General features: G+C 26.3%; 6 protein-coding genes. 2 read left to right on the top strand and 4 right to left on the bottom strand.

Annotated elements, in window-relative coordinates:
* Positions 1-333: 333 nt before the first annotated feature.
* The 4 genes from MBFIL_RS08745 to MBFIL_RS08730 form a co-directional block, all read right to left on the bottom strand.
* Positions 334-3057, bottom strand: a complete 2724-nt coding sequence (locus MBFIL_RS08745; protein WP_066973639.1) for an STT3 domain-containing protein — start codon at positions 3055-3057, stop codon at positions 334-336.
* 959 nt (positions 3058-4016) lie between these two features.
* Positions 4017-6164 (bottom strand): DNA topoisomerase I, encoded by a 2148-nt coding sequence (topA, locus tag MBFIL_RS08740; RefSeq protein WP_066973637.1) that lies wholly within the window; start codon positions 6162-6164, stop codon positions 4017-4019.
* Between the two features lie 1172 nt (positions 6165-7336).
* Positions 7337-9244: a phosphoserine phosphatase SerB gene (gene serB / locus MBFIL_RS08735; protein WP_066973635.1), complete on the bottom strand. Its 1908-nt coding sequence runs from the start codon at positions 9242-9244 to the stop codon at positions 7337-7339.
* Positions 9245-9256: 12 nt separating this feature from the next.
* Positions 9257-9802, bottom strand: a complete 546-nt coding sequence (locus MBFIL_RS08730) for a TATA-box-binding protein (protein ID WP_066973633.1) — start codon at positions 9800-9802, stop codon at positions 9257-9259.
* A gap of 714 nt (positions 9803-10516) precedes the next feature.
* Between MBFIL_RS08730 and cyaB the strand changes: the two genes are divergently transcribed.
* Positions 10517-11068 carry a class IV adenylate cyclase gene (cyaB, locus tag MBFIL_RS08725; RefSeq protein WP_066973631.1) on the top strand — a complete coding sequence of 184 codons (552 nt, stop codon included), beginning with the start codon at positions 10517-10519 and terminating at the stop codon, positions 11066-11068.
* A gap of 478 nt (positions 11069-11546) precedes the next feature.
* Positions 11547-12974 (top strand): hypothetical protein, encoded by a 1428-nt coding sequence (locus MBFIL_RS08720; protein WP_066973630.1) that lies wholly within the window; start codon positions 11547-11549, stop codon positions 12972-12974.
* Positions 12975-13084: the final 110 nt, after the last annotated feature.

Raw genomic sequence — 13084 nt, 5'->3', positions numbered from 1 at the left:
TTTCTTTTTTAACCATCTTTTTTAAACAAACATCCTCCTCATCATCAAGCTCTACTCTTCTCTGTTTCATATAGTATAATATGAATATCATCATATATAAATATTTTAAAATTAAGTTGTCATGACAGTAATGGGAGTAATAAAAAAATAAAGACTAATGATTAAAATAATAAAAAAAATAGCAAAAAGTTAAAAATAGCTATTAAATCATTAATGTAATCATTAATAACTATTAAATATATTTTAAATTAAAATTTAAATTAATCTTTAAGCTAATTTTATTTACTAATTCTAGTTAAATGTTTAATTTTTCAACTAAATTAAGTCGTGTTATTAAGTATTAGTTGCCGTGTTTGTTGAGTTTTTAACTCTCCAAAGGAATACTTCTCCTCCAGTCTTATTTGTATCAACAAACTCAAAAGAATCTTGACCAAAACCACTAAGGAAGTAAAGCTTTGTAAACATTGAATTCTCAAGCTTTGAATCCATTATAAGAGACATCATACTACCATTGAAATCCATGAGGTAAATTGTGTATTCACCTGATTTATTTACTGTCTCATTCTTCATTAACATTCCATCTTGGATGATGATTACTCTTTGAAGTTTAATAGGATCATAGGTAGTGTTATTATTTTGCAATATAATTTTACTATCATTTTTATATGCAACATCCACAGAAACATTAGTTGAATTATTTGCTGAGCCTTTAGAAACGTGCGTTCTTACAACATAAGCTGTAGGATCATTTGGACTTGCATCATATTTAATAGTTGTATTACCTGCTCCTTGTAGTGGTTTCTCACTGTAAGCTTGCATATATCTATATCCTGTACTATTTTTAGCATCGAAATCCCAACTACCAAAGTAACTCCACCAATATGATTTACCAATCATATCACTACTCATTACAAATATAACATTTCTTGGTTTATCTGGGTGAGAGTAGTTCAATATTTCATTTGTTTTAGGTTCTGGGATTTTATACTTATTCATCAGGATAGATTTAGCGTTTTCCTTAGATGTTCCTAAAGTATCTTCAAGGATTTTAACTGTTTGACCAGTATTGTTAGTATAGTTGTCTAAAAAGTCTAATCCCACATCTCCCGAAGTTGAAATCATTTTAAGAATACCTGCAGACAGCGTATCATTATCTTCCGTCAGAGCTTTTCCTATCCAGAATGCTCTTGGAGTATCCTGAGTACCTCCATCGAAGACCGTTTCACGATTTCCTGCTAATTCAAACACATACCCGAAATCCCACCAGGATGCAATAGATGTTTGGTTAGGTTCATTTTTATCAACCCAAGTCATAGAATTCCACATTGGATCTGAAGTACCTGGAACAATGTTTTGAGATACATTGTATGCAGAAGCGACTGATGGAACAACGAAAGCCAGTGTTAAAACAAGTACCACTGCAAATTTCTTAGCAACAGTCAACTTAGAATCACTTTTAGTTGAGAAGATTAAAGCTGTGATAATTATAAGGACTACTGCGGCTATGATTAATAATTGTAATGGAGCAAGTAAACCAATAATAGGTAGTTTCAAATTAATCAGAGGTAATGCAATTAAAAATACTGATATAACAGCAACAATCCATAATAAATAGTTATTATCTACTTTTTCTTTAATATAATTAGTAGCATAACCTACAAACAAACCTGTACACAATGTGACTGGAATAACAAGCATTTGTATAAATCTTGATCCTTGAGTAGTAGCAAAACCAGCTAATAAAATCCATGCTCCAAATAAAGATAGATACATGAGATCTATTCTTTTAATTTTAAGTATTTCTTTTATAGATCCTAATTTTTCATTGAAAAAGTCATTAACAAATGAATTAGAGGATTTATTAACTTTAAATTTCCTTTGAGCCTTAGGTGGTTTTTTATCTAATTTAAGAGATTTAACTACTCTTAACTTATACAATCTTAGCATTATAAAGAAAACAAATGCTAAAGCAGCTAAAAATGGAATTATTCCTCCAACCCCATTTACAACAGCATTGTTACTGGCTAAAAATGGAGCATATGTAGTACCCCCATCAAGGAAATTAGGAATTTGAAGCTCTCCAACAGATATTAAAACATTAGGATAATCTATTACAGTACTTAATGATGATTGAATGTTAACAGACCCAAATAATCCAGTAATACTTTCAATTACTGAATCAAAACCATGGAAATAAGTTAAAACCCCTAAACCAACAATAGCTATTAAAACTATTGAAAATAATTCCCTTTGGTTTACAAACCATTGCAATTTGTTAGAATATTCTTTAAATGGACTAAATAATTTTACTTTAAATATAAATGATAAAATTATAAACGCTACAATTGCTGCAACTAGAATTGCCCCATAGAACATATATCCTATCCAGGATAAGGAAAACAAGCCTAAACTAACTACAGTAAGTATTGCAAAGAGTATTCTATAAGCTAATTTGTCTGTTCGTATACTTTCTATGAAAAATATCACAATGAGCAGCGGGAATATCAGCGTGAACATATCTGTATCGAAAAACCCTGCGAATGTATGAGCAAAGTAGTTTGGTGAGAAAACTAATAAAAGTGCAGCTGCAATTCCACCATAATCATTAGTAGATCTCCTGACAAAGATAAATGCTGGAATAGCACATAATGGAGCTATTATAGTTGAGGCAAAAAATGCAACTTCTTTAATAGACATGCCTTCTCCAAAGTATTCAGCTAAGTAATGTAAAAATGAAGTTACATAAGCAATCATTGGAGGATAAACCGCCGATCTCCCCTCTGGAGCATATGATAAAGAATCCCACGGCGTTCCATTGACAATCTCATCTCCAAAGTGACCATGATCTAGGAAATCCTGAGTCATACGTAAGTTATAATATGAATCCATCTCACTGAAGTAAGGTAGACCAGTGTCATCCGTGAAATAAGCTTTTTGTTCTGCATTAAGACCATCATATAAGTTATGTGCATCAAATCTTATGAGAAAAGCCAATCCAAGGATGATTAATATTATAACTAACGATTTAGTTATAGCTAGTATTTTACTCTTATCCATGATATTAATCCTCCCTTAATTAACAATTATAATAATAAAAACCAGATAAATATTAAATTAAGAGAAATTTAAACTAAATGGTTAAATTACTAATTACCTTATTAATTGTTTTATTAATGATTTTTCTAGTTATTTTTGAATTTTTATTAGTTAAATTGATATACATTATTAATTGATACTCAATATAATTATTAATTGATACTCAATATAATTATTAATTAGTACTCAGTATAATTATTAATTATACTTAATAATCTATTATTATATTTAATAATTATTGTATTCTTTTAAACTAATTAATTTATATATCAATATCATATTAATAATCTATTATTAATGAATAATAGTTAAAGTATTAATATTTAATAGTATTAATATTTAATTAAAGAATTATTTTCAATTGAAGTATAATCAAAATATAAACACATTAAATATAAATAATATTTTCGCATTCCATAGTAATACTTTTTTTTAAAATTATAATAATTAAATTAAACTTGATATTTTATATAGTTTTCTTTAATTATATTAATATATTAAAGAAATATTTTTAATACACTGATTTCACAAAATAGAAAATTTTGCAAAATCATATCATATAAAGTTAAATCAATTTTTATAGATCATAAAGGATTTTGAAAAAATTTTTTATTTTTTCGAAATCAACACCTAAATATAAATATTTATTATATATAATTATATGTACATAAGTTATTAATATAAATTTATGTTTATGTCATTGAAATATATAAAATATTTAACAAAATTACGAATATAGTAACTTTTTCTATTGATTATTATAGAGTACAATAAAAATAATAAAATGTAAATGTGAAACATAAAATAAAGGAATATAAAAAACAGTGCTTAATACTAAATAAATAGCTAAATTTAAATGAATAACTAATATTAAGTTAAATAAATAATAAAATAATAAGCTATTTAAAAAATGTAAAAAATTATTCAATTTTATCCTTAAGTTCGTCTACAGAGCATGTAAAGCGACATTTAGGAAAACCCTCACAACCTACAAAGAAACCATATCTTCCAGATCGCTTAAGTAGATTTTTACCACATTCTGGACATTTACCAACTATTTCTGGAGCCTTATTTACAACATCTTGTTTTCCACATTTAGGATCAAGACAAGCTCTTTGTGGAGGTTTACCAAAAGAAATCATTGGTAAGCCGCATGTTTCACATTTAGTCTTTAAAACATTAGCTTTTTTAGGTAAAGAGTAGGTTACATTACAATCAGGATATTTAGAACATCCTACAAAATGACTTTTATTTTTTGGAGAATATTTAATAGTTAAATCCCCTCCACAATCACATTTTCCAACTATTCTGCTTTCCTGATATGCATCATAGAGTCCTTCACCTATTTTAGACTCATTTTTCTCAATATCTTTTAAAATAGATAAAACTTCAGATTTAGCACTTTCAATAACCTTATTCTTAGTTATTTTATCAGCCATGATCTTATCTAAGTCTTTTTCAAAATTACGAGTTAATTCTTCACTAGTTATATCTCTACAGTATTCTCGAAGTGTTTCAATTATGTTTACACCTAATTGATTAACCTCAATTTTTTTACCAGCGATATATTTCCGATCATATAATTTAGCTATTATATCTGCCCTTGTTGCTTTAGTACCTAATTCTCTTTTTTCAAGTTCTTTAACTAGAGATGCTTCATTATATCTTGCAGGAGGTTTAGTTTTCTTTTTTTCTGATGTAATTTTCTTAGATTTAAGAGTATCACCTTTATTAACCTCTGGAAACTCCTCTTCTTCAATTTTACGGTATGGGTAATGTTCTAACCACCCCATATGTGATACTCTTTTTCTTTTAAATAAAAAGCCTTCATCTGCAATCTTAACATCACATCTCATAGTCTGAAGTTTAGAATCATCAAAGAAAGTACTTATAAACCTATAAACAATCAAGTTATAGATTTTTGATTCCTCATCACTTAATTTACTTGGTAAAATTCCAGTTGGATGTATAGCAGGGTGTGCAGCGTCTTCTTTCTTACCTTCATTTGGTTTGAGCTTTGTTGGTAATTTGTCTATATGTTTTTTAAATACTTCGTTATTAGATAGTTGTTTAAATATTTTTTTAAATTCAAGACTTTCTGGCAACTTTTGAGAGGATGTACGAGGATATGAAGCATAGCCTTCAGTGTATAAACTTTGAGCAATCATTTGAGTTCTTTTAGGCGAAAATCCAAAAACCCCATAAGCTTCAGATTGTAATCCTCCGAGATTAAATGGAACTGGCGGGGTTCTGATTTTTTCTGTAATTTTAACTTTACTTACAACAGCATCTTTACCTTGACAATCTTCAAAAATCTTTTCAGCTATTTTTTGATCAAATATCTTACCTTTTACATGATCAGCTACAATATCTCCTTCTAAAATAGCTTTTATCATCCAATATGGTTCTGGAACAAATTTTTTAATCTCTTTTTCCCTATCTACAAGTATTGTTAAACTTGGAGTTTGAACTCGCCCAGCAGATAATTTTAAAAACCTATTTTTAGCAGTTCTAACTGATTTCATTAGATATTTTGAAATATTCACTCCAAAGAAAAAATCAAGAATATGTCTAGCAATCCCACTGTCTACTTGATAATTATCTAATTCAATCATGTTTTCATAAGCATCAAGAATGTCTTTTTTTGTTAAAGTTGAAAATTTCATTCGTGAAACATTAGCTAATGATTCATTACCACATGCATATTTTAATGCATTGAAACCGATTAAAGTTCCTTCTATATCATAATCGCAAGCATGTATGAATTTATCTGCACCTTTTCCAAATTTTTTCATTGCAAATACATAATCTTTAACATATTTCTTTGTTTTATCAGTTTCATATAATGGAACCCAATCTAAATCAAAGAAAACTTTTTCTTTGGAATTTTTTGGAGTTAAAGAATAAAGATGCCCCACAGCAGATAAAACTGTTGTTTTCTTACCATTTTCTTCAATTTCCCAATAAACAACTTTTTTATTGTATTTTTTCTTTACTGCTTTGGATGATATTGCCTTAGCTATTTTTTCAGAGGACTTTGGCTTCTCACAAATGATTACCTCATGCATTTTATCACTGATGCTCCCATCTATTTTAATACTATAATTCAAGAATTATAAATTTAACAATTAGTGATTCAAACGTATTTAATAAGTTAACATATAAATTTACAAATTTAATTATTATTTATTAACTTTTAATATATAAAGTGTGACCATATATAAAATCATGTATTAATTATGAATATTGTTTAGGAAAATAATAAAATCCTTCCTATTTTTATATTTAAGACTTATTAATTTTAAGCTTTAATTAATTAAAGATTTAATTAATTTATTACTTTAATTGATTTAGTAAAGATTTAATTAATTTATTACTTTAATTGATTTAGTAAAGATTTAATTAATTTATTACTTTAATTGATTTAGTAAAGATTTAATTAATCTAATGTTATATGATTTTTATTACAATAGCTAAATAAATCATGATAATGTATCTAATTAAATATAACTATTGCCTAAACAAAGGTACTTATAAATAATTAATAATAATTATTAATATAGTAATACTATTTAAATCTTATCTAGTTATTTTAAACTATAATTTTTGTATACCTCATAATTTTAACATAAACTTAAAAATTAGTACAAACATGAATAAAATTATTTAAAATGATAAATAACATTTGAATACTAATTCATAAAAGTAATATGATGTAATATAATATTAGATTAATATGAAATATTATATTATTACCATATAATATATTAGTTAATATAATAAATATATTTTGTGGTATGAATATTTTAAAAAAAATATAAATAATCTAGTCATAGGATTAAAAATTATAATATTAAAAATATTTAAAAAAAATGTTAAAAAAGTTAAAAACAAAAAAAAGTAAGAATTATGAAATAGATAGCTATTATATATTAGTTAAATATTTAGTTTGATAAAAACCGTAATATAATTTCAGTAATCATATAGAGTAATCATTATAAATATACATTAGCTACTTTAAATTCTCAATTTAGTGGTTAAAAGTTTCATTAATCTGTTAATCTAATTTGTATAATGAAACCTATTTAATCTTTGATGATATGATCAATTACATATTAAAACAATATATACTTGATAGAAATATGTTAACAAAATGAAATATAAATCATTAAATTAAACACTTAATATTAACATAGAGTCATGATTAAATTTAATAAATTACAAGTATTTAATTATTTTATTAACTTATATCGTGTTTTTGTAAAAGTAGAAGCTCTTCAGTTGTAAGTTTTTTACCTTTTTTGAATTTATCAAAAATGTCTTCAGCTTTTTCTTTCTCTTCACGATTTTTCTTAGCATTAAATTGTCTATCGTTGTTACTACTTCTTCTTTTAGGTCTAGAATTACCTAATTTCTTATTAATAACATGAATTTCACTTAAAACTATTTTAAATTCTTCATGCTTAGCAGATGCAGCTTTTCTTGATTTAACAAACAATTTGTGAGCATTATCAGCAGAAGTTCTGATTTCATCAGTTTCTCTAAAGTAAGTTAACATGTTTTCATGGAATTTCTGAGCATCTTCAGACAATTCAACAACTTTAGCATGATGTTCTTCAGATTCCTTTTTAAGAGCTTGAGCTTCATTTTTGAGTTTTTCATCTTCCTGAATCTCATTAAGTTGTTTACGAAGATCATTAGCATTTTTAACTAACTGGTTTTCTTTCTTAATATCTAATACACGAGTTTCGATAATTTTATCGATTTTAGCTATTTCGTTTTCGAGTTTAATCTTATCTCGTCTGCCAGAAGAAAATTCGAGCTTTTTAAGTTTATCATTAACTGCATCACGTAATTTTTTATTTTCTTCAACTGATTCGTTGATTTTATTACGTTTATCTCTGAATTCAATAGCTAATTTAAGACTTTCTTTTAAACTATCGTTTAATTCATCTCTTATTTTTCTTTGTTCTTTAGCCTCTTTATTGAATTCTTCTCTTTCAGCAGCTATTTGAGTTATAAGCTGTTCTCTTTCATCTTTTTGTTGCCTTACTTCTTTAGGATCATCAGATGCTACAAAATCAGTTTTTGGAAGTTCATTTCTTCTTTTTTGTTTTCTGTCTTGCTTTTTAAAATCTTTATCTTTACTAGATTCTGATTCTTCCACATTACTATCAATAGCTTCAGATTCTTCTACATCTGCAGTTTCATCTTTATCTACATCAGCTCCAGCATCATCCTCCGATTCCTCTGCACCATTATCCTCAGTAGCTTCAGATTCTTCTACATCTGCAGTTTCATCTTTATCTACATCAGTTTTAGCATCATCTGCAACAACATCAGAATCAGTATTTTCAGCATCATCTGCAACAACATCAGTCTTTGCAGTTTCAACATCTTCTACATCAGTTTCAGTTTCTTCCACAACAATATCATTTACAGCTTCATTTTCTTCGTCTTTTGCAACCTCAGCATCATTAACTGCTTCAGTAGCATCTATATTAGAACCAGATTCCTCTTCAAAATTAGATATAATAGTCAAAACCCCAGTTAAATCTTTATCTTCTAAAATAACGTCAGCTATTTCTTTAACAGCTGGTTTGGCGTTGAAAGCAACTCCTATTTCAGCAGCTTCTAACATTGAAATGTCATTAGCTCCATCACCAATAGCTAAACATTCTTCTATATTTATATTTTGATCTTTAATGAAATTTAGAAGAACATCAGCTTTAGAACCTTCAACTAGAGGACCAGTAACTTCTCCAGTTAATTTACCATTTTCCTCAATTAATGTATTTGTAAAAACATGATCAATACCAAGTTTTTCTTTTAAAGGGTTTGCAACTAAATCAAAGCTGCCACTTATTACTGCAACTTGAATATCTTGATCTTTTAATGATTTAATGGTCTTTTCAGCCCCATCCATCAAAGTAAGATTTTCTGCTAACTCCTTTATTTTTTCAACAGGAGCACCTTTTAAAAGTTGTACTCTCTGTTTTATAGATGTTTCAAAGTCCATATCACCTTTCATTGCCTGATCAGTGATTTCTGCAATTTTATCTTCAACGTTTACTAGTTTTCCTATCTCATCTATAGCTTCACCATTTATTATAACATTATCTAAATCAAATACTACAAGTTTAATCAATCACATCACCAATTATATTAAATCCAACTCGCTAAGTCTATCGTAGGCCCTTTCTACACCTAACTTAGCATCACCAAGGGTTTTAGCTCCAGTACACACAACTTTACCTGAACCAAATAATAATAAAACAACTTTAGGGTCTTTTAATCTATACACCAAACCTGGAAACTGCTCAGGTTCATATTCAGTATTTTCTAACTCTAAAGCAACAGATTCTAAATTTAATGTAGCTTCAAGGTTAGCAGAAGCAACTATATTTTGAATGATAATTTCGAATTCATGAGGTATTTCTGTGTCAATTGTCCTCATAAGGTCAACTGTCTTCTTAATAGCTAATTTAGAGTCATCGATGGATTTGGCGCCAGTACAAACTAATTTACCAGAACTAAAAATAAGAGCTGCAGTCTTTGGTTCTTTTAGCTTAAATACCAGACCAGGGAATTGTTCTCTGTTGAATTCAACGCCTTCGAGTGCCTTTGATATTTCAGTCAATACAATGTCTTTTCCAATGCTTGCAGAAGAAACAATGTTTTCTATTTTAATAGCAACATCTGTCAAGTTAATAAACCTCCCAATCAAAATTAAAAAAAGTAAGTAAAAAAATTACTTAATACTAATTACTTTTTATTTATATAGTATATAAACCTATTTAAAATACAAATTTAAAAAATTATAGAAATAGAATTATTTCATTGAATACTCATTATTTAATCAATTAAATAATTATTGTGCAGAATTATAATCTAAATACTGTCCATAACAAGTATAAAGCAAATAATATTTCATAATCATCTGTTAATTACCAGTGAAATATTAATAAATAGCTAAATCAAAAGATCATACCCACCTAAGCATTAATAATTAATCAACAATTAATAATTAAATATAGAGTTATTGAAATTACATTATCTAAATAAAAATCGATTAAAACTACTTAACATTTAATAACAAGCAATAACTATTAAAATTATGATGGATAATTATGATAAATAAGGAGTATATAGTAGTAACTTAAAGTAATTCTAATTAAACTACTAATTAGGTTTCATTAACTTATTTAAATTTATGAAAAATATTAGCATCAAATTAATTAACATTAAAAAATATATTTATTTACATTAATAAAAGTTTCTAATTAATAATATATTAAAATCAATATTAATATATTTAATATTTATAATAATCTATCCTAATCAATGATTTAAATATAATATAAATTAAATACATACTAACTCAAATTTAATAACATTACTAAAGTTTAAATGGGATATAATGATAGAAGTAGAAGTTAAAATGAAAGTAAATAATTTTAATTCATCTAAAAAAGAATTAAAAAAATTAAACCCTCAACAAGAACCAACAGAATACCAAGAAGATATTTATTTTGAAAGAGATGATATAGGTTTTGCAAAAAATGACAAAGCCCTTAGAATACGAAAAACCACCAAAAAAGATGAATCTGCAGTATTTGTAACATACAAAGGCCCTAAATTAGATAAATTAAGTAAAACAAGAGAAGAAATCGAATTAGGAGTTGAAGACTCAGATAAACTTAAAACAATATTTGAACGATTAGGCTTTTATGAAAATGGAAAGGTAAGTAAAGAAAGAGAAATCTACAAAGTAGAGAAATATGTTGTAAGTTTTGATAACATTGAAAATTTGGGCACATTTATAGAAATAGAAACAACATTAGAAGACAATTCTGATTTTAAACCTGAAGTAGACAATATCCTAAATTTATTTAAAAAGTTAGGAGTTGAAGGAAGTCCAATAACAACATCTTATCTAGAGTTATTAGAAGAAAAAAATAAAATTCAATAATTTTAATTTAATTTTCCAAAAATATCTCATGTTTTAACAGTGTTAATCTTGTTGTTTCTTTGAAAATATACCTATATTCTTTTTTCAATTTTTTATTGCTTTAATTCCCTTTTTTAATCTTTTTTAACGTATTTATAAATTGTTCATCCTATTTTTTATTTTTTGGTAGAAATTTTGCCTAGATATTGATTTAAACCAGAATTTTAGACCATATTACATTCTATTAATATCATACCAGTATTTTAACTAATATTTTAACTAATATTTGAGATCACATGAATAGTATAATAAAAAATTATATATAATATCATTTTAAAAATATATAATAATAAAATGTACTATTTTATATTTTATAAAATTAATTAGTATTAACTACAAAATTTAACATATACAGCAATAGTTTGATTGTTAATAACTTCTTGGTTTTTACTAAAAAATTATTAATTATATGTTAAAATTAAAAGATAGAGGTCATTAAATGAATATAAATAAAAAAATAGATAGTAAAAAATTAGTTACTTTATTTGTTGCTACAGCGATTTTTTTAGTTGTTTTATCACTTATTCCATCTGTAAATTTCGCAATTAGTAATGGTGATGGTTATACCTATGATGAAAGTAGTAACTGGCAAACTCAACTTACTGAATTAAACAACAATATCACTAGTACAAATAACACATTAAACTCATTGAATAATACAATAACAACAACTAAAGGAAAAAAAGAATCTTTAATAATAACATTAAATATTTCAAAAAGCAACATAGATAGTTTAGGAACAAGATTGAACATCACATCAACCAATCAAGCTAATGCTTTACAGAATTACAACACTGCTAAAACAAAAACAAAAACTGCCTTAAAACAATATAATGCTGCTAAAACAAAAACAAAAACTGCCTTAAAACAATATAATACTGTAAAAAATAAATCTACTACAGCCTATAAAAAATATCTTAAGCAAAAGACTAGTAAAAATAAAAAAAATTACAATACTCTTTTAAATAAAACTAATACCTTGGAAAAAAATTACAATACTCTTTTAAAGAAAACTAATACCTTGGAAAAAAATTACAAAACTGCAGTTACTAATGAGAAAAAAAATTTAACTGCATATAATAGTGCAAAAAGTGCATATTCCACTGCAAATTCTAATTATCAAAGAGGGTTATCTACCTATATCACTGATCTTCAAAACAGTGTAAGTAATTATCAATCTTATGATACAGCTACAAGTCAATATCCAACTGTAGAAAATGATTTATGGAACACTGAAGATTATGTAGATGACATTAACTTTTATTATAAAAATTTCCAAAATGAAGTGTTGACTAGCACTATAACTAATAATAATGAATATTCAGCCATATTTACAAATAATTTAACATCTATTGTCTTAGAAAACTTCCAACAAGATTGGGCTGATGGTACAGAAGAAAATTATACCTCTTACCGTGCTGCATTTTTAGATGCATATTTAAATGTTTTAAGTGATAATAATTTAAGCAACATTTACAATGCAAACTACACCACAAATTATGGTAGTGATGATTATACAAACTTATTTGTACAAGGCTTAAATTTATCCCAAGATTATCAAACTGTAATGCTTAATGCATATATGAATCTAGTTGTTGCAGTCTTTGGAAATAACTATACCGATGCTCAAAATAAAGCTTTTGAATCATTCACAACTAATTATTTCAGTTCATACTCAGATAAAATAAATACAGTTAATACAGAATTTGATAGTAACTTTGAAACTGCAGTTAATGGTCTTGATAGTAGAACATTACTAGATATAGTTTCTAATGCATTAAATGCAGGTAAAGAAGCAGGTAACGTAGTGTCTGGTCAAGAGTCTGGATCAGGAAATACAGGTATTTCACCACAGCTGTTAAGTTAAGGATTTAATCGATTCTATAGAATTGCCTTAAATTAAACATTGCTTCTTTATTTTTTTCTTATTTCAGAAACTTCTTCTACAATTGGTTCTATTTTTTCTTGGTGGGGTTT

It is taken from the genome of Methanobrevibacter filiformis, assembly GCF_001639265.1.
Classification (GTDB): Archaea; Methanobacteriota; Methanobacteria; order Methanobacteriales; family Methanobacteriaceae; genus Methanacia; species Methanacia filiformis.
Note: the sequence above shows the minus strand (reverse complement) of the source record. Positions and strands in the feature narration are given on the sequence as shown.